Annotated in this window: 18 protein-coding genes; 5 read left to right on the top strand and 13 right to left on the bottom strand. The window is 63.9% G+C overall.

Annotated features, from left to right (window positions below; all coding sequences use genetic code 11):
* Nucleotides 1-142 precede the first annotated feature (142 nt).
* Nucleotides 143-700 carry an N-acetyltransferase gene (locus ACSMXN_RS03890; protein ID WP_022915238.1) on the top strand — a complete coding sequence of 186 codons (558 nt, stop codon included), beginning with the start codon at nt 143-145 and terminating at the stop codon, nt 698-700.
* A 47-nt stretch (nt 701-747) separates the two neighbouring features.
* Here ACSMXN_RS03890 and ACSMXN_RS03885 read toward each other — a convergent pair whose 3' ends face one another.
* The gene (locus ACSMXN_RS03885) at nt 748-2,298 is read right to left on the bottom strand and encodes a sugar transferase (RefSeq protein WP_196811430.1); all 1,551 of its coding nucleotides are present in this window, start codon (nt 2,296-2,298) and stop codon (nt 748-750) included.
* Nucleotides 2,299-2,860: 562 nt separating this feature from the next.
* On the opposite strand from ACSMXN_RS03885, the gene ppc reads away from it, so the two are divergent.
* On the top strand, nt 2,861-5,698 hold the full coding sequence (gene ppc, locus ACSMXN_RS03880; RefSeq protein WP_035944621.1) for a phosphoenolpyruvate carboxylase: 2,838 nt from the start codon (nt 2,861-2,863) through the stop codon (nt 5,696-5,698).
* A gap of 51 nt (nt 5,699-5,749) precedes the next feature.
* Here ppc and ACSMXN_RS03875 read toward each other — a convergent pair whose 3' ends face one another.
* The 3 genes from ACSMXN_RS03875 to ACSMXN_RS03865 form a co-directional block, all read right to left on the bottom strand.
* Nucleotides 5,750-6,787, bottom strand: coding sequence for a L,D-transpeptidase family protein (locus ACSMXN_RS03875; RefSeq protein ID WP_155958534.1), 1,038 nt, complete (start codon nt 6,785-6,787; stop codon nt 5,750-5,752).
* 97 nt (nt 6,788-6,884) lie between these two features.
* Nucleotides 6,885-7,466, bottom strand: a complete 582-nt coding sequence (pth, locus tag ACSMXN_RS03870) for an aminoacyl-tRNA hydrolase (protein ID WP_022915234.1) — start codon at nt 7,464-7,466, stop codon at nt 6,885-6,887.
* Between the two features lie 42 nt (nt 7,467-7,508).
* On the bottom strand, nt 7,509-8,141 hold the full coding sequence (locus ACSMXN_RS03865; RefSeq protein ID WP_022915233.1) for a 50S ribosomal protein L25/general stress protein Ctc: 633 nt from the start codon (nt 8,139-8,141) through the stop codon (nt 7,509-7,511).
* 276 nt (nt 8,142-8,417) lie between these two features.
* On the opposite strand from ACSMXN_RS03865, the gene ACSMXN_RS03860 reads away from it, so the two are divergent.
* The 3 genes from ACSMXN_RS03860 (at nt 8,418) to ACSMXN_RS03850 (ending at nt 11,738) form a co-directional block, all read left to right on the top strand.
* Nucleotides 8,418-9,392, top strand: a complete 975-nt coding sequence (locus tag ACSMXN_RS03860; RefSeq protein ID WP_051149050.1) for a 4-(cytidine 5'-diphospho)-2-C-methyl-D-erythritol kinase — start codon at nt 8,418-8,420, stop codon at nt 9,390-9,392.
* 71 nt (nt 9,393-9,463) lie between these two features.
* Nucleotides 9,464-11,284 carry an ABC-F family ATP-binding cassette domain-containing protein gene (locus tag ACSMXN_RS03855; protein ID WP_022915231.1) on the top strand — a complete coding sequence of 607 codons (1,821 nt, stop codon included), beginning with the start codon at nt 9,464-9,466 and terminating at the stop codon, nt 11,282-11,284.
* 58 nt (nt 11,285-11,342) lie between these two features.
* Nucleotides 11,343-11,738 carry a hypothetical protein gene (locus tag ACSMXN_RS03850; protein WP_196811429.1) on the top strand — a complete coding sequence of 132 codons (396 nt, stop codon included), beginning with the start codon at nt 11,343-11,345 and terminating at the stop codon, nt 11,736-11,738.
* A gap of 96 nt (nt 11,739-11,834) precedes the next feature.
* Here the strand turns inward: ACSMXN_RS03850 and ACSMXN_RS03845 are convergent, their stop codons facing one another.
* The 9 genes from ACSMXN_RS03845 to ACSMXN_RS03805 all read right to left on the bottom strand — a co-directional run bounded on the left by ACSMXN_RS03845 (nt 11,835) and on the right by ACSMXN_RS03805 (nt 22,988).
* Complete coding sequence (locus ACSMXN_RS03845; RefSeq protein WP_022915229.1) at nt 11,835-12,326, bottom strand: hypothetical protein; 492 nt, start codon at nt 12,324-12,326, stop codon at nt 11,835-11,837.
* A 101-nt stretch (nt 12,327-12,427) separates the two neighbouring features.
* Nucleotides 12,428-12,901, bottom strand: a complete 474-nt coding sequence (locus ACSMXN_RS03840) for a hypothetical protein (RefSeq protein WP_022915228.1) — start codon at nt 12,899-12,901, stop codon at nt 12,428-12,430.
* A 128-nt stretch (nt 12,902-13,029) separates the two neighbouring features.
* Nucleotides 13,030-13,995: an FKBP-type peptidyl-prolyl cis-trans isomerase gene (locus tag ACSMXN_RS03835; protein WP_196811428.1), complete on the bottom strand. Its 966-nt coding sequence runs from the start codon at nt 13,993-13,995 to the stop codon at nt 13,030-13,032.
* 30 nt (nt 13,996-14,025) lie between these two features.
* On the bottom strand, nt 14,026-14,328 hold the full coding sequence (locus tag ACSMXN_RS03830) for a hypothetical protein (RefSeq protein WP_455407688.1): 303 nt from the start codon (nt 14,326-14,328) through the stop codon (nt 14,026-14,028).
* 127 nt (nt 14,329-14,455) lie between these two features.
* Nucleotides 14,456-17,326, bottom strand: coding sequence for an Ig-like domain-containing protein (locus tag ACSMXN_RS03825; RefSeq protein ID WP_022915225.1), 2,871 nt, complete (start codon nt 17,324-17,326; stop codon nt 14,456-14,458).
* Between the two features lie 166 nt (nt 17,327-17,492).
* A complete protein-coding gene (locus tag ACSMXN_RS03820) occupies nt 17,493-18,380 on the bottom strand; it encodes a hypothetical protein (RefSeq protein WP_022915224.1) in 888 nt (295 codons plus the stop codon).
* On the bottom strand, nt 18,377-19,651 hold the full coding sequence (locus ACSMXN_RS03815; RefSeq protein WP_155958533.1) for a hypothetical protein: 1,275 nt from the start codon (nt 19,649-19,651) through the stop codon (nt 18,377-18,379). The genes ACSMXN_RS03820 and ACSMXN_RS03815 overlap by 4 nt, the downstream gene beginning before the upstream one ends.
* A gap of 148 nt (nt 19,652-19,799) precedes the next feature.
* A complete protein-coding gene (locus ACSMXN_RS03810; protein WP_027139911.1) occupies nt 19,800-21,578 on the bottom strand; it encodes an Ig-like domain repeat protein in 1,779 nt (592 codons plus the stop codon).
* A gap of 126 nt (nt 21,579-21,704) precedes the next feature.
* Complete coding sequence (locus ACSMXN_RS03805) at nt 21,705-22,988, bottom strand: substrate-binding domain-containing protein (RefSeq protein ID WP_155958532.1); 1,284 nt, start codon at nt 22,986-22,988, stop codon at nt 21,705-21,707.
* Between the last annotated feature and the right edge of the window lie 52 nt (nt 22,989-23,040).

Raw genomic sequence — 23,040 nt, 5'->3', positions numbered from 1 at the left:
CTATTTGGACCAGTTTTCGCCTTATTTGATCGAGCGAAACCCGATTATCTACAGCGTGTAATCGAGCCGTCACTAACGGTATGTTGTCATCAGAAAATGCGCGCACTCTACGATCGGGCCACACCCGAGTGGAGGCAGAACGATGATCCCCGACAGCAACGCTCACAGCAGCACAGAGATCGACCCGGCTGCGCAGATACATCCGAGTGCCGAAATTGAGCCCGGCGTCACTATCGGCGCCGGTACTCGAGTCTGGCGCAATGCCCATGTTCGCGCGGGCGCGGTAATCGGCAACGACTGCAACATCGGCGCCAACGTTTTCGTCGACGTGGACGTCCACATCGGCGATCGCGTGAAGATCCAGAACAATGTCTCGGTCTATGAAGGCGTCACGCTGTCCGACGATTGTTTCGTAGGCCCCGCCGCTGTGTTCACCAATGATCTGAATCCGCGGGCGAGCGGTGAGTGGGATCTGACGCCGACCTTGGTTGGCATCGGCGCGTCGATCGGCGCGAACGCCACCGTGATCTGTGGCAACGCGCTCGGCAACTACTGCCTGGTCGGCGCGGGCGCGGTAGTGACGAAGCCGGTTGCCGACCACCAGCTGGTGATCGGCAATCCGGCTCGTCCGGCCGGCTGGGTGGACAGGGGCGGCCGGGTCATTTCCAAGGCTGAGCTGCGTCCGTCCGAACTGGACTGACTGCACGACATCTCCTTGGGTTTTCAATGTTGCTCAGTAGCGGTTGCTCAGTAGGCTCCGGTACCTCGTACGACCGTGAACACGGTCTTCCACAGGATTTGCAGGTCACCTGCGATGGACCAGTTCTCGACGTAGCGAAGGTCAAGTCGAACCGACTCGTCCCACGCCAGCTCGCTGCGTCCGCTGATCTGCCAGAGGCCAGTCAGACCGGGCTTGACCAGCAAGCGGCGGTGCACGTGGTCTTCGTATCGCGCGACCTCGCGAGGTAACGGCGGCCGCGGGCCAACCAGAGACATGCTGCCGTTGACGACGTTGATCAGCTGTGGCAGCTCGTCCAGCGAGAACTTGCGCAGCAAACGCCCGACCTTGGTAACGCGCGGATCGTTGCGCATCTTGAACAGAACGCCATCGCCGTGCTGGCTCTGGCTGGTGAGTTCGGCCAGTCGGGCTTCGGCATCGACGTACATCGAGCGGAACTTGATCATGGTGAACGTGCGGCCGTTGTGACCGACGCGGGTCTGCTTGAACAGGGCTGGCCCGGAGCTGGTCAACCGGATCATCAACACCAGACCGAAGAAGATCGGTGAGAGGAACAGCAGCGCCGCGCCTGCGACCGTGCGGTCGAAGCCGCTCTTGAGCACCCGACGGAAGCCCGTGAACTCGGGTTCTTCCACGTGCAGCAAGGGCAGACCGGCAACCGGCTGAATGTGCAGGCGGGGCCCCGCGACCTCGATCAGACCCGGTGAGACGACGAGGTCCGTCGAGCTACCTTCAAGCTGCCACGAGATCCACCGCAGCTTCTCCGAACCGATCATGCCCGAAGACACAACGGCCACCGTGTCGGTGGAGCTGAGGTTGACCGCGCTGCGGATGGAGTCGATATCGCCGAGCAACGGGACTTCGAGCTCGTCCAGAGTCTGAATGGTGAACGGGTCCAGTACCAGCTCCGATGGAACGCACGCGCCGACAACGCGCATGCCGGCGTATTGATCGCGGCGCAGCAACGTGGTGAATTCCGAGATTGCGTTCGGGTCGCCCACAGCGAGCACCGCGGTCATGGCCCGGCCATGTGAACGCTGCTTGTGCAGCCACTTGCGGGCCATGAAACGGAAAGAAAGATCAAGGGCCAACGCGAGCGGCAGCGCCACCAGGACGAAGCCACGAGCGATGTCAGCCCTCGTCACGAACGACGTGAAGGCGACCAGAGCCGTGATGTGCAGGAAGGCATGGAAGATTCGCTGAAATTCGGCCGAACCGACGCCGACGAATCGACCCTCGTAGGCGCGATTCATGCCGATCAGGGCGACCCACACGAAGGGCAGCGTGATGGCCAGCACCGCATCGTAGCGGCCACCGGCCGCGCCCTCGAAGCGAAGTGCGAACGATGCGCTGATCGCGATCACCGCAGCGAGCACATCAAGCAAGACCAACCCGACCTGGTAACGGTGGACCCAACTGGCCTTGGCCTTCTTACCGATCGGTGCGTCAACCGGATCGCGCAACGGTCGCGCCGGCGTTACGGCCGGCGTCGGTTCGGCTATCGGCAGCGGCGCGGTGACCGGCACGCGAACCAGCGACGTCGGTTCGAAGCGAGTCAAGCCCGAATCGCTGCCGAGGCTTGGAGATGATGTCGATGTGCTGTGGTCCACCGGAGCCGAAGGCGAAGGTGCGCTCATGGTTGAGCCGGGCGCATCTTCGACCTTCGCTGCGGTGGCCCGAAGGCCCCCCGTGAACATAATTCCCCCGTTTTCGCCGCGCGAGCGAACTCGTGCGACGTGTCCCCCGTTTACCGGTGGGACAACTGTCCTCGCCGGTACTCCCCGTTGCAGTCGCTGATCGAAATCGGCGACCTTCGTGCCTGTCTGAAGTGCTCTCAACCGCGTGGATACCGATCGAAAGGTCGTTTCCGCGCCGTTCCCCCGTTAGAACGTTCGGTCCTACAAGAGGGAGGCCGTTGAGGTCTTCCAGATACAACCGATGCTCTGACAGCTACGTTTATAGCGGGTGAGGTGGGTGTTTGGGAAGCGCTAAGTTCCCTTATTTTTCCTAGATATTCGATCGCTTCGTGTTCGCTCACCAGAGCGTGACAGCGCGTTTCCGGAGAGTCACGAAAGCGACTTAACAGCACTGAAACAACGGCGCTCATCCCACTATGCGGACATGAGGGAGGATTGCGGGGTGACCGAACCCACACTCCTCGACACGCCCGACTCGCAGCCCGACGACGACACCGCGCTGCGCCGCGATGTCCGTCGAGTCGGCGAGCTATTGGGCGACACGCTGGTCCGCCAACACGGCCAGGAGCTGCTGGATCTCGTCGAACAGGTCCGCGCCCTCACCAAACAGAGCAAGGACGCATCGCAGGCGAGCGAACGCGACGCTGCCCGTGCTGAAGTCCGGGCGCTACTCGCCGGCCTGGCCACCGATACCGTCGCCGCGCTCGTCCGCGCGTTCTCGGCCTACTTCCATCTGGCCAACGTCGCTGAGCAGGTCCATCGGGTCCGCGCCCTGGCTGTGCGCCCCGCAGCGGAGGGCTGGCTGGCGACCTCGGTCGAGGCCGTCGCGGAGAAATACGGCGCCGCCGGGCTGGCGGACGCTGTCGCCTCGCTGGCAGTGCGCCCGGTCTTCACAGCACATCCGACGGAGGCTAGCCGGCGATCGATTCTCACCAAGCTGCGACGCCTCGCTGACGTGCTCGCGGTCAACACCCAGTCCAACTCGTCCGCCCGCGTTCGCCAGGACCGTGACCTTGCAGAGATCATCGACTTGATCTGGCAGACCGACGAGCTACGACAGCACCGTCCGACGCCCGTGGATGAAGCGCGCAACGCGGTGTACTACCTGCAGGAGCTGATCGAGGAGACGCTGCCGGGAATGACCGTCGATCTGGCGGCCGAACTTACCCAGCGTGGCGCCACCCTGCCGACCGATGCACGTCCGCTGACGTTCGGATCATGGATCGGCGGCGACCGGGACGGCAACCCGAATGTCACCGCGGACGTCACCCGCGAGGTGTTGCGCATGCACCATCACGTCGCAGTCCGCTGCGCGCTGAGCGCAATCGACACGTTGATCGCCGAACTGTCGTCCTCGAGCTCAGTCGTCGGGGTCTCAGAACAGCTCCTCGATTCGATCGCCATCGATCTTGCCGCCCTGGTGGACCTGGACCCGCGGGTGATCACGGTCAACGCCACAGAGCCATACCGGCTAAAGCTTTCCTGTATTCGACAGAAGATTGTCAACACCCAACGACGAGTCGACGGCGGCAGCAGCCACGTTGCGGGGCGGGACTATCTCGGCCGGGCAGAGTTACTCTCCGAACTGGATCTGCTGGCTGAATCGCTACGAGCGAACGCCGGTGGCCTCGTGGCCGACGGTGTGCTGGCACGCGCTCAGCGCACCATCTCTGTCTACGGGTTGCACTTGGCCACGTTGGACATTCGCGAACATGCCGAGGCTCATCACCATGCCGTCGGCCAACTCGTCGACCGACTCGTCGAGCAAACCTGGCTCTATGCCGATCTACCCCGCGACTATCGAGCAAAGCTACTTTCCAAAGAACTCGCCTCGCGACGGCCGCTGGCCCAGACGCCGCCCCCGCTGGACGCCGACGGAGCAAAGACGTTCGCAGTTTTCACCGAGATTCGCGAGGCTTTGGACACCTACGGTTCCGAGGTGATCGAGAGTTACATCGTATCGATGACGATGGGCGCCGATGATGTGTTCGCTGCGGTCGTACTGGCTCGCGAGGCGGGCCTGATCGACGTGCACGGTGCCGCTCCGATAGCTCGGATTGGCTTTGTCCCGCTCCTCGAAACCGTCGACGAGCTTCGTAAGAGCGGTCAGGTACTGGACGATCTTCTTTCCGACCCGACCTATCGTCTCATCGTGCGCCTTCGAGGCGACGTGCAGGAAGTCATGCTCGGCTACTCCGATTCCAACAAGGATGCCGGCATCACCACGTCGCAATGGGAGATCCACAAAACCCAGCGCACACTCCGCGATGTGGCGGCGCGCCACGGTGTTCGGCTCCGGCTGTTTCACGGCCGGGGCGGCACTGTGGGCCGAGGCGGTGGCCCCACCTACGACTCGATCCTGGCGCAACCGTGGGGGGTGCTCGCCGGCGAGATCAAGTTCACCGAGCAGGGTGAGGTGATCAGTGACAAATACTCGTTACCCGCGCTGGCGCGGGAGAATCTCGAACTGACGGTCGCAGCCGTGCTACAGGCTTCGGCGTTGCACGTCACCGCGCGGCAAGGCCCGGAACAGCTTGCCACCTGGGATCGCACGATGGACGTGGTGAGCGACGCCGCGTTCGCGACCTACCGCCGCTTCGTTGATGACCCTGGGTTGCCAGAGTACTTTCTGACGTCGACGCCAGTGGAACAACTCGGTTCGCTCAACATCGGCTCCCGGCCATCGCGCCGTCCCGACTCGGGTGGCGGAATCTCAGGATTGCGTGCGATTCCCTGGGTATTCGGCTGGACGCAGTCACGCCAGATCGTCCCGGGCTGGTTCGGCGTCGGGTCCGGGCTGCAGGCGGCACGCGAGGCGGGCATGGGCGAGGCCCTGGCCGAGATGCACGGCGAATGGCATTTCTTCCGTACCTTCATCTCCAACGTCGAGATGACCTTGGCCAAGACCGATCTCGACATCTCAGAACACTACGTCGCAACCTTGGTCCCCAAGCAGCTGCGCCGGCTCTTCGACGAGGTCAGGGCCGAACACGACCGGACGATGACCGAGGTTCTCAAGCTAACCGGCGAGCATGAGCTGCTGGACAACCAGCCTGGTTTGCAAAGGACATTGGGCGTGCGCGATGCCTACCTCGACCCGATCTCTTACGCTCAGGTCGACCTGCTGGCCCGGGTTCGCGGCATTACCGACGGCGCCACCCAGAACGACGCCAGCGCAGCGACCACGCAACAGGCTGCGTTGAACCGGGCGCTCTTGCTCACCATCAACGGCGTCGCCGCCGGCCTCCGCAACACCGGCTGAAACGTTGCTCCAGCGGTGAGTCGGCACGGTTGGTTTACAACGCTCAAGCCTTCACCGCACCGTGATGTACTTGCACCCGAGGCGGGAGTTGGCGTTGCCGATGCCGATGTTGACCGCATAGGTGCAAACCTGATGAGCGCCCGGTTTCAGCGTGATCAGCTGTGAATACCCGGGATTCGGCCCGGTATGGCGAGTCCGAACCACATCCGGACGGGGAACACCTGTGGCGTATGCCCCGTAGCCGAGGTTGTCGATGTAGATCTTGACAGTCAGGCGCGCGTTGAGGTTATCGGGATCAGCCGCCCAACCCACGACGCGTGCGACACGTCCACCCGTCGGTGTCACCGAGTCGAGCGAGCCGAACGGGTTTCGCTTGGTTGCCACCCCGTTGTTGGTCCTCGTGATCAGCGTGGTCGCGGCAGCACCAACACCGATGCTGATCACCGGATGCTGTTTCGGATCAAGCAGATACATCACCTGGTCGAGCAGGTTGGCAGGCATCGAGACACAGCCGGCGGTGGGCTGACCGTTGGACACGTGCAGGAAGAAGGCCGAGCCGGCACCCTTGACCACAGGTGAAGTGTTGTAGTTGATCACGACGGCGCGCGAGTACACGACCCCTGCCCTGTACAGGTTTTCACTGTTCGGCCCCGGTGACGCTGCCTGCCGCACGTGCGTGTTGTAGGCCGGCGAATTGTCTTCGCCATTCCACCAGTCGCTCGGCCCGGCCAGGAAGTAAGGCAACCTGGTTCCACGGTTCGGCTGGTTGCCGAACGCCTGAGTCAGCGTGAAGACGCCGGCGGGGGTTCGCGCGATGTTGTCGGCGGTCCTGCCGACTCCGAGTTCGCCAACGAAGCCCGGTGCTGAGCCCCAGATATGGACGAATTGACCGATCGAATTGCGCTGCCACAGGTCGATCTTGGCTGTTGTCGCTGTCGGGCTTGCCGTCTGAACCGTCAGTACCTGATTCGCGGTGGCTTCACCCGCGGCTGCAGCAGGTTTGACGTGCAGGAAGACCGTGACACCAACTGCGGTGGCGGCCACGGCCAAGGCGAGCAATCCAGCCAGAAATTGTGGTCTGCGAGGCATACTGACCTTCCAGTCTTACGGCTGTGGACGTACCCCCGTGCGGTCTTTCGTCACATAGGTATACCGCAGCACCACCCGATGGGGCGAACTGAAACGCTCAAGCGTTGAAGGTGTTCTGGGCACCCTCGAGCCCAGCCGAAAGGATTGCCTCCACCGAGTCGGCTGCGCGGTCGACGAGAAAGGCCAGCTCCTTTCGTTCGGCAGCGGAGAACTCGCGCAGTACGTACTCAGCGGGATCCTGCCGCCCCGGAGGCCGCCCGATACCGAAGCGGACGCGCGCGTATTCCTTGGAACCGAGCGAGGCGCTGGTCGATTTGAGGCCGTTGTGCCCGCCTTCGCCGCCGCCGCGCTTGAGTCGAAGAGCGCCGAAGGGCAGATCGAGCTCGTCGTGAACGACGATGATGTTTTCGACCTCGATCTTGTAGAACCGGCTTACCGTCGCGATCGGACCACCCGACTCGTTCATGAACGACTTCGGTTTGGCGATGACGACCGGGTGACCTGCTAGTCGGCCCTCGAGTATGTCCGCGCGCCCGCTGAGCGCCTTGGGAGCCTTGAACTGGCCGCCCACCCGCGCAGCCAGGTCGTCGGCAACGAAGAAACCCGCATTGTGACGGGTAGCGGCATAGCGCGGGCCAGGATTGCCGAGCCCGACGACGAGATACCGATCGTCAGGCATTGCCCAGCTCCGCTCAAGCCGTGTCCGGGGGTTGGAAGTGCGCTACTCGGCGTCGGCGCTCTCGGCGGGCTTGTCTTCCACGATGCCCAACTCGGTAGCGCCAGCGGCGATGTCTTCTTCGATGTCTTCGGCGGTCGGAGCACCATTGACCTGCAGGATGAGAGCGTCCGCGTCGGTCACCAGCACGCTGCCCTCAGGCAGGACCAGATCGCCGGCGTTGATGACGACGCCAACCTCGAGGCCCTCGATCACCACAACGATTTCGGTCGGCAGGTGGGTGGCTTCAGCTTCGACAGCGACCGTCGTGTGGTCCTGAGCGAGGAGGCCACCGGGGGCGATGTCACCCTGCAACACCAGCGGAACCTCGACGGTGACCTTCTCGCCACTGCGTACGGCGATCAGGTCGACGTGCTCGTAGTCGCCCTTGATCGGGTGACGCTGAATGGCCTTGGGGAGGGCGAGTTCGTCCTTGCCGTCGACCGAGAGCGTCAGTAGCACGTTTGCGCCGTTTCGCTTGATGGCAAGGCTGAATTCGCGCGCCGGAAGGGAAACGTGGCGTGGGTCTGCTCCGTGGCCGTAGATGACGGCCGGGATCTTGCCGGCGCGGCGGGTGCGACGGGCACCACCCTTGCCGAACTCGGTGCGGGTCTCGGCGGCAAGGCGAATTTCGGGCACGGCGGCACTCCTGGTTACTCAACGACGAATGGCTGTTGCTTTTAGCGGAACATCTGCACGGCGTCGCCACGGCACGCGACCGACGGCAGAGTCGACCGATTCGATACCGGCAAACACCGCGTCGATCACGAAGCCCGCTCGCGTACCGGCAAACTCAGGTACTGAATCTGCTGGTAAGGCGCGCGCTCCCTCGCCGAGGCAACCCGTCAAGACTACAAGCCAAACCGCCGTTGGGTGAAATCGGGGGTGCGCGCACGCACTAATATCGCCGGAGTGGTGGACGGAACAGTCAGCGACGAACCCAGCGACAAGCTCGGCGGTGATCACGTCCACGTCCGCGTTCCGGCAAAGATCAATCTGCACCTCGGAGTCGGCCCGCTTCGTCCTGACGGCTTTCACGAGCTGACCACTGTTTTTCAGGCCGTCGGCCTCTATGACGACATCACAGCGTCAGCTGGCACCCCCGGTCCGGCGATCGGCTTGTCGCTGTCTGGCCCGGAGGCCGCCGGTGTGCCTGCGGATGAGCGCAATCTGGCCTGGCGGGCAGCCGACCTGTTAGCCAAGCACCGGCGCGGGTCTAGGGCCGGAGTTGCCTTGAGTGTCTCCAAGGCGATACCTGTGGCGGCCGGGCTGGCGGGCGGCTCTGCTGATGCCGCCGGTGCGTTACTAGCGTGCAAGGAGCTCTGGAAGCTCGACATCGACGAGGCCGAGCTGGACCTGTTGGCGGCCGAACTCGGTAGCGATGTGACCTTCGCACTGCACGGTCGGACGGCCCTCGGCACCGGCCGCGGCGAGCGGCTGAGGCCTATTGACACTCCGCACGAGTTTCATTGGGTCCTTGCGGCTGCCTCAGCCGGTCTCAGCACCCCTGCGGTGTACCGCGAACTAGACAGACAGCGTGCGGCTGGTTCCGAGAGGACGACCGCAGCTACCTCTGCGGGGGAGGTTGCTCCGCTGCTCGCCGCACTCGTCGCCGGCGATTACGGTGCGCTCGGCGAGCTGTTGATCAACGACCTGCAACCGGCCGCGCTGGCGCTGGCGCCTCAACTAAGCCGTACCTTGAAGGCAGGAACCGAGGCTGGCGCCCTGGCGGGCCTGGTTTCGGGTTCAGGCCCTACGTGTGCCTTTCTCGCTCCAAACCGGATCGCCGCAGCGGCCATCGCAACGGAGCTGAAGGCATCAGCAACCTGCCGCCTTGCCATTCCCGTCGTCGGGAACGTTCATGGCGCGCGGGTGCTTGCCAGCCCGTAGCCGTCTGAACGAACGGGAACGGCCGTCAGAGCAAATTCAGCGAGATCACAGCAATCAGGAGATGGCTTAGCTTGGCGAATCTGGTGAACTTGGAGAACGTTTCCAAGGGCTACGGCACCACGGTCGTGCTCTCGGGCGTGTCACTCGGGGTGAGCCATGCCGACCGGATCGGAGTGGTCGGTCGCAACGGCGGCGGAAAGTCGACCCTGCTGAACATGATCACGGCGGCTGAGCCGCCGGATTCGGGCCGCGTGACCCAGACCGGTGGCGCGCGGATTGCGGTGGTCGACCAGGCCGGGACTCTCATCGCGGGGTCGAGCGTTCGCGAGACCGTTGTCGGTGATGCCGCTGAGCACACCTGGGCCGGTGACGCCGCCGTGCGAGAGGTGCTCACCGGCCTCGGGCTGGCGACGCTGGGCCTCGACACTCAGGTCGATCGACTCTCCGGCGGCGAACGGCGCCGAGTTTCCCTCGCGGCAGCGCTGGTCACCGACGCGGACCTGCTGGTGCTGGACGAGCCGACCAACCATCTCGACATCGAAGGTGTGACCTGGCTGGCCGGCTACCTCAACCGGCGTCGCGGCGCTCTGCTCGCGGTCACCCACGACCGCTGGTTTCTCGACGAGGTCTGCACCCGGACGTGGGAAGTCATCGACGGTGGCGTTCGCAGCTTCGACGGTGGTTACGCCGCCTACATTCTGGCCAGGGCCGAGCGGGACCGACAGGCCAGCGCGAGCGAGGCCAGACGGCAGAACCTGTTGCGCAAAGAGCTGGCCTGGCTCCGTCGCGGGCCACCGGCCCGGACATCGAAACCGCAGTTCCGGATCGACGCCGCCGAAGCCCTCATCGCCGACGTGCCACCGCCACGCAGTACCACGCAGTTGAAGGCACTCGCGGCGAAGAGACTTGGGCGCAGTGTGTACGACGTCGAGGACGTGTCACTGACGGTCGGCGCCGGTGAACAGCAAAAGGTCTTGCTGGACAACGTCGAATGGCACGTCGGTCCAGGTGATCGGATCGGAATAATCGGCGTCAACGGATCCGGCAAGACCCACCTGCTTCGCCTGCTGGCCGGGGAACTGCAGCCAGACAGCGGAAAAGTTGTTATCGGGCAAACCGTTCGCGCTGGGCATCTCTCCCAGAACGTCACCGAATTACCTGCCAATTTAAGGGTGATCGAGGCCGTGACGGAGGTTCGTACGACCGCCGAGCTCAACGGTGTGGAGCTTTCCGCCAGTCAGCTGGCCGAGAGCTTCGGCTTCGCCAACGATCGCCAGTGGACGCCCGTCGCCGATCTCTCGGGCGGGGAGAAGCGCCGGCTGCAGCTATTACGGCTGTTGCTCACTCAGCCCAACGTGCTGCTGCTGGACGAGCCGACCAACGATCTCGATACCGACACCCTTGCTGCGCTGGAAGATTTGCTCGACTCATGGGTCGGCACGCTGATCGTGGTCAGCCACGACCGGTACCTCATCGAGCGGGTGACTGACTCGACCGTCGCCCTTCTGGGTGATGGCTCGGTCAAAGCATTGCCGGGAGGTATAGACGAGTATCTGAAACGGCGAGCCGAAGCCATCGCCGCCGAGAACGCCAGCACCTCCCTCACCGGCCCCGCCGCCACCGGTTCGGGTGGTACAAATCCGGTCTCCGCAGCGGAGGCCGCTGCACAGCGTGCCCGCAAAGTCGATTCCCGTGCCGCGCGAAAGGAACTGTCCCGGCTCGAGCGCGAAATCGCCAAGCTCGATACCCGCGAGAGCGCGCTGCACGTTGCGCTGTCAGAACACGCAACCGACTACACACGAATCAGTGAACTCGACAGCGAGCTTCGCGAGGTCGTTGCTGCGAAAGAGGCTGCTGAGCACGCGTGGTTGGAGCTGTCCGACGAGCTCTGACCGCGGCAACCGGTCTACGCTGACACCGTTGCGTTTTCTGCACAGAATGGACAACGCGGTGGATTCGATCAGGGCAGCAATCTCCGAACACTGGCACGCCTCCGAACGTGGCGATTCGGAGACCGAACACGCCATCTACGCCATCGACGCGATCCTCGACTATCCGCAATCAGGTGAACGCTTTCGAGGCCGCACAACGATCGCGGCGCAACGTGGCGGGCACCCTGCCGATCGGCACTTCACGGTGCTGCGAATCGTTGGCAGCGGCAATGTGTGGGTGAGCGAGTGCATCATCACCTACGACGGTGTGCCCACCTACTCAGTCTCGGTCATGGAGTTCGTTGACGAGGAGGTGGCGCATGAGACGCAGTACTTCGCTGAGACGTTCAGCGCACCTGCCTGGCGAGCAGATCTTGCCGAGCCGATGCCCGGCCGGCAGATCGACAGGGCATGAGCCCGACCGCTGGCTCGTACGCTAGTGGCGCACTCCTAACTGGTGGCGCACTCCCCAACTGGTGGCGCACTCCCCAACTAGTGGCGCGCTCCCCAACTAGTGGCGCGAGACGGAGAAGTTCAAGACGGCGAACCGAGGCACCGTCACTTCCAGATTCGCGGTGGCGGCGGCAGCGTTGGCCGTAGCTGTCGATGCCGCTGCTGATGTCGTGCCGAGGCCGACCATCGTGATGACATCGGCGCCGGTTGGTGTTGATGGGGCCAGGACGATCTGATAGCGAACGGCTCCTGCGGCGTCAGCGGCGGCACGCACTACCTGCTTGGTGTTGCGGCGACGGACCTCGACCAGCTCGTGCCCCTTGAAGTTGCGACCGACGAACGCGACGCACTGACCGGGTCGGACGATGGCAGAGTGCAACGGCCGGCCCCCGCAGTCCGTCATGCTGGTAGTTGGGCGTCGTTCTACCGGCAGCGGCTTCAGAGGTGCCCAATGCGCCGCGAGCGTCATGGGCACGGCAGCCGCAACCGCTCCCACCGCGACGACCGCTAGTGCGGCGGAGCGCAGGGAGCGAATATGTGTGCGAGCCATGTCTAGAAATCCTCCGCGTGTCGACTAATCAACACATCGGCAGCTTCAGCCCCCGCTCAAAGGCTTCAGCCGAGATTTCGACTGTTCACCTGCAGCTCATCTCAATGCCGGCCTCTGACCGTGAAAGGGACGATTGCGAACCGAGGGACGGCCACGATGAGGTTCGCCGACTCGTTGTGCGTGCCAGCGGTGCTACCAGTCGCCCGGCCGAGACCCACGAGGGTCAGCACGTCCGCGCGCCGATTTGCTGGCTCGCGCACCACCATGCGGTAGCGAACGACCCCAGCTCTGTCAGCCCGCACGAGCACCGGCGTATCCGGCGCGCTTTGTAGTCTCGTCTTTATGGATTCCGCGGGCTTGAAGCCCCCGGCGACGACGATGATGCAGTCCCCGGACCTAAGTTCCGGTCGCATCGGCCTCTGGTGCCGGCAATCCAGGATCTTGGCCTTAGCGGCCGGCGAGGAGTCCCTCGATACCAGCATCGTGGCGGCGACCGGGCTCGTTGCGACGATCAGGCCGAGACCGGCGACACCGGCCGAAACGGGGTTAAGGGTTCGAAATGGCATTACGGACATGACAGGCCCTTCGTAGAGAAAGTACTGATCAGTCCATAGTTGCCCGATTTTTCACACCCGAGAAGGTGATTTGCCGACCCGCCGGGCGATGTTCGCCTGCGTGACACCCGGTGCTGTCGGCCAGCCGGTCACTCGGTGGCCATCGCCTTCGCAGTCGTGAGTTGCGCCAAAATATCTACGACAACCGCAGCGCTGCTGGTCCCCGTCGGTTGGCCGGCAGGCGCGGGCGCGACGATCAGGACCCGGCTGCCGACCGGGATGCCGACAAGCGAGTCGAACAGGCCGCCCGTCGAATCAGCCGCCGCGCCAACCGGAACCGACGTCGGAGCACCGTTCTGCCAGGTAGAGCCGGCAACCTCACCGACCCAGTCGACGCCCTGATACTGGATTATCGCGGTGCCCTGGGTGACGAGAGCGCCATGACCCCTCGCAAGCACGTAGGTGCTCTTCTTTACCGGCGGGGCCAGCCCGGTCGGAATCGTGATCGTCGGCCCGACCGACAGAGCGCCGGTCACGATCGGCGCTGCTGGTGGCTCAGGCTGTGCCGTCGCGGACGGATCAACGCTCGAATGACCGTTGTAGGACTTGGCAATGTCGACAACGAAGACGAGGGTGTCGGTGGCGGTGATACCTGCGGCCTTGTTGCCGTCGGCTCCGTAACCCAACGCGGGCGGAACTGACAGCATGACCCGACTACCGACTTTGAGACCGACGAGACCGGTGTCCCAACCCGTCACCACGCTGCCGATGCCAATCTGCACGGCCTCAGCAGAATGACGGTCATAGGAATTGTCAAAGACCTTGCCGTTCCAGATCTGACCAAGGTAATCCACGGCGAGCAGATCCCCTTTGGCGATCGTTGCACCGCTACCGGCGCGGATAACCTTGCGCTGCAGGGCGGTGGACGGCTTGCTCCCTGGGTTGAACGTCAGGGCAGGTTTGTCACCGAAACTCCCCGTCGCAGTTGGGAACGGCCCTGACTGCGCTACGCCATTGGCATTGCTCGGCGGGACGGGAGTCGCCTTCGAGCTTGTTCCAGTACAACCAACCAGCAACAACGATAGGCCTATCAAGATCGCGCAGAGGCGCCGCATCAGCATTCTCCATACAAATATTGGTTGTTTCTACATCCGACTCAGGATCACCCAGCTAGCCACGACGATGTCGAGGGCGAAAAAGAGTACGAAGCCGAGCCAGATGAACCGGTGGAATCGAGAAATCCGTTCATCGACCAGGTCATTCTCGATGAGCTTCTGCTCGATCTCCCATCTTCGACGAAGGGCCGGATCATTGAGGTTCACCCCGGAAGTCACCGTCGGTGGCGGTGTGGATGGCGATGTCAATGGCGGTGTCGGTTCTGGATTGCGGTGGCGGCCATGGCACGAATCGGCAGACGAACTTTCCGATCCACTGCCGGAAACTGCCACCGGGCCCACCTCCTAGGCCGTTCGTGATCGTATCGTCAGGCCTTGAAGATCCGGGGCCAACGATTGAGTCCCCGGTTCTGAAAGAACCAGAACCGGGGACTCGATCATCTCGCTAAGAAGTCAACGGTCAGCGCTCGTTGGAGCGTCGCCGGCGACCGCCAGTCAATAGAACGAAGCCGCCGCCGATGAGCAACAGCGCTAGCACCGCCGCAGGTATTACCTTCGTACCGGTGCTGGCCAGCAGGCCGCCCGATGAATCCGAGCCCGGATCTCCCGCCGCAGCTGCGGAGTCAGTCGGCGTGGAGCCGACCGGAGTCGTGACCGCGGCGATCACGAACGCGAAGCTCGGTGCGTCGAGTGAACCCTGCAGAACGAGCGTGTGATTGCCGGGTGCGAGGTTCGTCGGCAGCGTGATCGTCGTGGTGACATTGCCGGATGCGTCTGCGTGTGTCGTACCGATCGTCACCGGAGCCGAATGGACAACCTCGGTCACCGTTTCGTTCGGTACAAAGCCACTTGCCGCCAGGGTGATGACCTGGCCGGGTTTCAACGTCATGCCGGGCGTCAAGATCTGGCCGTCAGACCCGGTCGCGTCGCCCATCATCGCATCTGCCTTCACCGTGAGGGTTACTGCAGATGAGGTGGATGCCCCGAACTTCGCTACATCGGTCGGCGCGAACACGGCCGTCAGGGTGTGGGTGTCTTCGGTCAGCGATGACGTCGAGAAGGTGGCGGAACCGGCCACGACTGGTGCCGACCCGATTACCGTTTGACCGTCGAGGAATTGCACACCGCCAACCGCGCCTGCCGGCGACACGGTCGCCTTGAGTTTGACGGGTGAGCCCAGCGAGACCAGATCGGCCGGCGTTGCCGCCAACGCGATAGTGGTCGCCGTCGCGTTCACCGTGAACGGTGTCGGTGACGTCGTGGCGCTGTTGGTGAAGTTGTGGACATCGGTCGCGGTGAACGCGGCGCTCAGTGAATGAACACCGGAACCCAGGGTGCTTACGGTGATCGCGGCCGTGCCGTTGGTAACCGTAGCCGGGCTGCCGGTTGCGGTTGCCCCATCGGTGAACACCACGCTACCGACGGCGTCCGCCGGGGTCACCGTCGCGGTGAGCGTCACCGAAGTCCCTGGATCCACCGGGCTCGTCGGTGAAACCGCGAGGCTGACCGCCGTAGCCGTTGCTGGCGGGATGGAATTAACACTCAACGGGGCCGAGATTGCATCTTTGAATACCGTCAGGTCCGATGAGGTAAACGCCGCTGTTATCGAGTGAGTAGCAGCGGTGCTAAACGACGTCGTGACAGTTGCCGTGCCGTCGGTCACCGTGACAGGTGAACCAATCGGCGTGCTCCCATCAGAAAACTGCACGGTGCCAGTGGCCACGGTCGGGTTGAACGTCGCAGTGAACGTGACGTCCGTGTCGGTGACGATTGGGCTGACCGGGCTCGAAGTGACTGTGACTACCGGTGTGATCGCTGGTGCTTTGACGACCAGCGGTACCGCAGACGATGACGAGGCACCGAACAGGGTTGAGTCGCTAGGGACGAATTTCGCCACGAGGCTCAAGGTTCCCACTGGCAGCGACGTGGGGCTGAAGCTTGCCGCACCCGCAACGACGGGTGAGGAGCCGAGCTGAACCGCGCCGTTGAAGAAGTTCACCGATCCCACGGCACTTGTGGGCGAAACCGTTGCGTCCAGCGTCACGTTATCGCCCTGAGTGATCGGCCCGGCTGGTGTCACGGCCAGCGTCGTGGTCGTTGGGTTCGCCGGCAGGGGATCGATCTCGTATGCCACCACAGGGGACGGCGGAGAGGTCGCGAAGACGGCGGAATCGGTGGGAACGAAGACGGCTGTCAACTGGTGGTTGCCGAGCGTCAACGTTGTCGTACTGGTCGTGGCGGTTCCCGCAGACACGGGCATCGCGCTGCCGATCATCGTGGCGCCGTCGAGGAACTTGACTGTTCCGACGGCGTTCGCCGGCGTGACCGTCGCGGTTAGTTCCACTGAATCGCCCACGACTGCAAGCCCGGCAGGTGACGCTGTCAGTGCAGTCGTTGTCTGCGTCACGGCGTTCACGGTGTAGCTCAAGACCGCCGACGAGGCGCCGCTGTAAGTGGCAGTGTCAGTGGGCGTAAAGACGAACTTGTAATTGTGCGCACCGTCGGTCGGCGTGACGGTCTTCGACACCGCTCCGGTCGCAGCTGTGAAGGTAGCCGCACCGACAGCAGTGGCGCCGTCGAACAGTTGCACGGTGCCGGCCGGGCTGGACGAGTCAGCAGCGCTCAGCGTCGAGGTCAGTGTCACCGTTGAGCCGTGCACAGCAGGCGAAACCGGGCTGGCCGTGATGGCGGTCAGGCTGGTCACGGTCTTGGCTGGCGGAGGCGTCGGGAACAGCTGGGTCCAGGTGTTGGCCACCGTGTCGATGAGGACGTCGGCCTGCCAGAACGGAATCTGGGCCGGCTTGCCCGGTCCTGAATCTTCCAGACGGATCTGGACGATGTGGTCGAAGCCAGCTGTCGGGTCGTTGACCGAACCCGCGAAGAAACCAGCCAGGGAGCCGTCACCAGCGCCGACGTGAACAACCGGAACGCCGGCACCCTCGAGGGCGACCAGGTTGGCCGGGGCGCCTGCAGCGGTCGTCAGGGGCCAGTTGGAGGCTGCGGTCAAGCCCGCGGCGTTCCACAACGACGAATCAGCCTTGGTGTGATCGGGGCTGGCGGCGAACAGCGAGGCCTTGGTCGTCCCGACCCGGGCCGTGGCCGACGATGCCATGAAGTAGTTGCCGCCCAGATCGTCAAGCGAGCCGGACGAGATCTGGTCTCCGTTGCTGTCGTAGATAGAAAGTGTGCCCTGCGCATTCGCATCACCGGTAACAGCCGGATCCACCGTCCCGGGCGCCGCGTGCGCACCAGTTGCCGTCACCACGATGGCGGTCGTTAGGCCGACAACGCCAGTGAGGGCCGCGGTGGCCCAACGTCTACTTAGCTTCACGGATGATCTCCCCGAGTTGATTGACGAATGTCGCAGCGCGCGACGCACGGGCACACACTGGCGGTGCCAAGCAAAGGACTGGTCTTCTGTGTAAGACGTTTAGATGAACGAGGCACGAACCGCAGACTTTTCGCTGTCTGGAGGGCTGCTTCGGCAACTCTGCCTGTCAAACCTCACCAACCTTGCGACGACGCCACCACAGTGCGCCGCCTCCGATCGCGACGAGTGCAACCGCGCAGATTCCGGCGATCAAGCCCGCGGCGGAACCACCGTGCTTGGCGCTGGCCGACGCGTTGTCCGCAGCCGCGGCGGTCGACGAGGCGGCGCTTGCACCTGGCTTCGAGGCCGAACTCGACTCGGCAGGTCGGCCCGACGAGGCTGCCGAAGTCGCCGTGGTGCCAGCTGGCTTGGTGCTCGACGCTGTGGGCTTTGGTGGCGCCTTCGTGAAGGTCGAGGAGGGTAGATACATCGTCTCTGCAGAGACAGCTTTGCCCGCGTCGCACGCCGCCGTGCCGCCGTCCACCGTGGCCCACTTCGTACCGGTCACCTTGACGACTGTTGCCGGGTAGGTATCGGTGTGTGCCACGTGGTTGGGAGCGGTATAGATCATCCGCAGCTCGACGAGCCCTTGCCAATTTGCCGGATACGCTTCCAGGAACGCTGCCAGCGACGGGTCAAGTGTCGTTGCCTGAGCCATGGGGTGCGCGTCGCTCGTGTACGCCGAGCCCGCAGTCATCTGGTAGCCCGTCCACTCCCCCGGATCGACGCCTTGTCGTGGTTGGAACGCATACAGCGTCGCCTTGCCTTGGACTTTCGTACCCATTCCGCTCGGCGCGGGCTGAGAAGAAACCGCCGTCCAGATATAGGGAAGGTCAGCGAGATTCCCAGAGGTGACCTGTTGGCCGTTCTTGTCGCACAAGCCGATGTAGCCGTTGACGTTCTCGTCGTTGAACGGCAGCGCCGCGGCGTGCGCGGGTAGGGCCAGAACCGCCGTACCGATCGCCGCCAGTGATAAGGCGGCAACCGTCTTACCAAGACGATGAATGATGTTCATGAACCAACCCTTTGCGTCGCAGTTTCCGTCTCGACCTCAACCGGGCCGTCGGGTTGAGGAGGACCAGTGGGCTTGCGGCGCCGGCCGCGGCCTGAACCACCTGCAGGGGGCGTCCGCTTATGCCTTCTACGGAAGAACCAGCCGGCGACCAGCAGGATCAACACGAGCAGGACGGCACCGAACAGGTTCCATGGCACCGCGTAGAAGGACTGCGAAGCGGCCGCAGTGGGAACCGGCATCGGCTTCTGGTCCTGGAAGAGCAGCGGAGTAACCGTCACACGCGCTTTCTGCAGCACAGTCGGCAGAACGCCCTTGATGTTCACGGTGACGACCTGGCTGGATCGGGGGAACAGCAGCTGCACGTTAGGCGGTGAAACAGGCTTCGCCTTCGTTCCTAACAAACCCGTGATCGCGACAAGTTGACCGGCTGCCAGTCGGACATTGCCCGTGTTGTGAACGGTGTAGGTGACCGTCGCCGTTCCGCGACCGATCGGGTTTTGGGTGCCGTGATATTTGACCTTGACGTTCTCGACGACCAGCGACGGGTGCAGCGGGCCGGCGACCCGCAGGTACATCCGGGTGGCGATCCGCTGGTCCAACCGGACGTTCTCGCCCTTCGGGTTCTTGCCCAATGTGGAGAGCGTTGCGACGATCGCGGCACCGTGGTCGCCCGGAATCGCATTGTTGGGAACCACAATGCGGAACGGCAGGACTACCTTTCCCGGGCCGCTCTTCTTGGTCTGCGGCGGCACCGTGACGGCGACGACGTTCGAACTCAACTTGACCCAACTGCCCGCATCGTTCGTCGGCGCTCCTTGAAGGCCAACCGCGATGTCACCGTTGTCACCGTTTTCGAGGTCGGCCGCGAAGACCGTGAGTTTCAGGGTCGTTGCGCCATAGTTGAAAACTGCGACGTGGTCGGCGTAGGTGCCGCCGACGCCCATGTCGTAGGAGAAGTAACCGCGGGCGTTGGTCGCCCCCAGCGTCGTGGGACCGATGCCGAAGGTCGCGCGTGCCGGTGCTTTCGCGCCGCCCTTCACGGCACCGGTCGACGGCGAGCCGGTCGTCGAAGGTGCCGACGATCCTGAGCTCACCGAAGGTGCTGCGGGGCTGGAGGAATTGGTCGCCGCAGACACGCCAGGACCAGTCAACGCGCTGAGTGCGACAGACCCCGTCAGGAGCAGCAATCCTGTGACCGCGACGCCAACAACACGAATGAGGCCGGACCGCAGCGGACGTCCTGGCGTCCGGTTGGGCATTGATACAGGCATGGGAGTAGCAGACTCACTCTCAACGTCTTACGGATGAACTAGGTCTTAACGAACTGGGCAGGGCGGGCGAATACGTCGCCCGCCCTGCCGTTTTCGATTCAGCTTGTCCGTAAAGGTGCTTACGGGATCGTGCTTCCCGCGGGCCGAACTAGACGATCGTGAAGGTCACGGTCGCGGTGTACAGGCCGGGCAGGGTGGAGGTCGGCGCGGTGAGGCCGAGGGTGCCGTAGATGTTCACGGTGCCGGGGCCCTGCGTCGTGGTAGCGAAAGGCTTCTTCGCCGTCTTGAATGCGGTGATGTCGGACGGCGTGACCGAGCCAGCCTGCAGGTGGTTGCCCGTGATGTACTTCGGGGTCACACCGGTGAAGCTGAGGTTGTTGCCGTCGATCGGGGTGGTGTTACCGGCCGGGCCAGTGAAGTCCGTGGTCTGGGCCGAGGCGGTCCAGCCGGTGCTTCCCGGACGGGTGTCGGTGATCGTGACACCGTTGGTGACCGACGCGGTCGGGCTGGCGTCGAGGGTGCCCGGGTCAGTTCCGGCCGGCGCGTTGCTGCCGAACGGAGCAGAGGTCGACAAGCCGGTGCCATCGGCGCTCAACTGCAGGGTGCCGAGGTTGAACGGGTTGGCAGCGGTGTACGGGGTGCTGATGACCAAAGTACCGGTCGGCACCGTGACAACGACGGTCTGCGGGTCAGGGTTGAACGACGGCGCGGTGGTGATCACCGTGACACCCGCGGTGTCGGTTGACGTGGTGAAGTTCTGACCTGCAGCGGGGGTGAAGGTGCCCGTGACGGTCGCCGAACCGGTGGCCGTCGGGTTGTAGGAGAAGTCCGCACCGGTCGCGGTAACGAGAACCGGGGTGCCAACGTTGGTGCCGTTGACGACGAACTGTACCGAGCCAGCACCGGCAGGGACGGCAGTTGCGCCGACCTTGACGTCTGCGTGCAAGGTGATCGCGCTACCGAGGGTGGTCGAGGTCGGGCCGCTCACCGTGGTTGCGGTGACAGCTGCCGGACCCTGAACCGTGTAGGCCAGCGCCGAGGACGTCGACGCGTTGTACCCACTGGCCGGGCTGTAGGCGAGGGTGAAGCTGTAGGTGGTGCTGTTGGCAACGGTCGCCGTCGCGGTGATGGCTCCGGTGGCAGCGTTCAGCGTTGCCGGGCCGAGGTCGGTGGCACCGTTGAAGAGTTCGACGGAACCGGCCGGGTGGGTCGAGTCAGCGGCCGTCAAGGTCGAAGACAGTGCAACCGAGGTCGTACCGGCGGGAGCCGGGCTGGTCGGGGTTGCAACCGGCGTCGAGATGGACGTGTTCACGAGGACGGGGGCCGCCGGGAAGACCTGGGTCCAGGTGTTGGCCACCGTGTCGATGAGGACGTCGGCCTGCCAGAAAGGAAGCTGAGCGGGCTTGCCCGGTCCGGAATCCTCGAGGCGAACCTGAACGATGTGGTCGAATCCAGCGGTCGGGTCGTTGACCGAACCGGCGAAGAAGCCGGCCAGCGAACCGTCACCCGCACCGACGTGAACAACGGGAACGCCAGCGCCCTCAGCAGCGACCAGGCTGGCAGGAGCACCACCAGCGGTGGTCAACGGCCAGTTGGAGGCTGCGGTGAGGCCCGCGGCGTTCCACAACGATGAATCGGCCTTGGTGTGGTCGGGGCTGGCGGCGAACAGCGACGCCTTGTTGGTGCCCGTACGCGTGGTGGCCGAGGAGGCCATTAGGTAGTCGCCACCGAGATCGCTCAGCGAACCGCTGAAGATCTGGGTACCAGTGGCGTTGAAGAAAGAGACCGTGCCCTGAGCGTTGGCGTCACCGGTGATAGCCGGATCCACCGTGCCCGCGGCGTGTGCGGAGCTTGCTGCAAGGAGCAGGCCACCGCCCACAATCGCGCAGGACGCCAGTCCCGCGACTGCCCTTTTGACAGACTTCATGAATACTTGCCTTTCTCACTGAGTTGGGTGAGTGCAGTGGGGCGGGCGGGGGCCCGCCCGCCCCACGATCTATTGGGCCGAGCTGAAAGTGCTTTGCTGAAGAAACTTGTTGCTAGCTACTGCAGGTCACGGACCAGCAGCGGTGTACACGCAAGCGGGGACGATGCCAGCGGCCGAGATGTTGGCCTGGCCGGCTGCGCTGCAGAAGTAAGGCGTACCGGTGCCGCCCGGGTTGAACAGCATGGTGCGAACCCAGTTCAGGGTGCTACCTGGCTCGAACTTCTTGGTGCTGGTGATGTCCGCGTGACGGAAGTAGATGAACAGCGGACGGGTTGGGTTGAACAGTGCGCCGCTGTCACTCGGTGCCGGCAGGCCGGCAGCCGTGTTCCAGAGGGTCACGTTCGGGGCGAGGGTGTTCGTGGCACAAGCGGCCGGAGTGGTCGCGAGGCCGACGCAGGACGGGTCGTGGAAGTATCCACCGAGGCCGTTGGGGGATCCGTCAGAAAGCTTGCCCTGGAAGAGGAAAAGGCGGCTCTGTGACATCGGCTCGATCGCGTTGGCGGGGTCGCCGCTGCCATCGATGGCTTCGGGGTCGTTCTCTTCAACGTTCTGCACGCAGCTACCCGGCGTGGTGACACCGATCTGGCCGAGGAAGTACGTACGCGTGCCGGATCCAACCTGCGGGAGGAGGGGCTTGATCGTCTGGCCATTGGACGCGCCGCCGTTGGCGACACCCCAGTCAGTCAGGGTGCACTGGTAAACAGCCTTGAGCTGCGCAACCGAAAGGCCCTTGGTTTCGTGCGTCGTCGCCGTCGTGGACGTCAACATCGCGACCGGGTCGTTGCCGATTGTGAGGCTGTCGAAGAGCGCGTTGGCGCCAGCAGCCGAGGAACGGCGCGCGAAGTCGACAAGGCCGTTGATGGACTTGCCAGCGTTGGCACCGCTCGTCGCCGTGTCAGCGACGAGAAGGTTGAAGCCAGCACCGGAACCGTTCGGCCGCTGGATGGGTGACAGGCCCGCGCGCAGAACCACGGTCGGGTTCAGGGTGCACGGCGCGTCGGAGTGGTTTGCGTTGGCGTTACCGGTGCCAGCAGTAGCACCGGTTCCTGGCACACAGTTCGTGCCGTTACCGACACCGGGCGATCCGTAAGCGAGGCGGGTGTTTGCATCGGCGGTGGCGTCGATGCTGATGAAGCGGTTGAGTGCGCCGGCGGTGTTGAAGCCGGGGTCGCCGAGTGCGTCGCCATCAGCGACGAAGTCTCCGGCAGCCTGAACGGTGTCAGAACCGACACCGACTACGTCGTTTCCCGACGGACCGTAGTCCGCGAAAGCCGAGGTAGAGAATAGGCAGAGCGATGCTGCGACGGCAGCTAGCGCACCCATTCCTACCGAGAGTCTCTTTACCTGCATTTTGCAACCTTTCCGAGGCAAGGATTGTTGAACAGGCAAAGCCTCTAGGTTT

This window comes from Parajatrophihabitans canadensis, from assembly GCF_053764775.1.
This window is presented reverse-complemented; position numbering and strand designations above follow the sequence as displayed.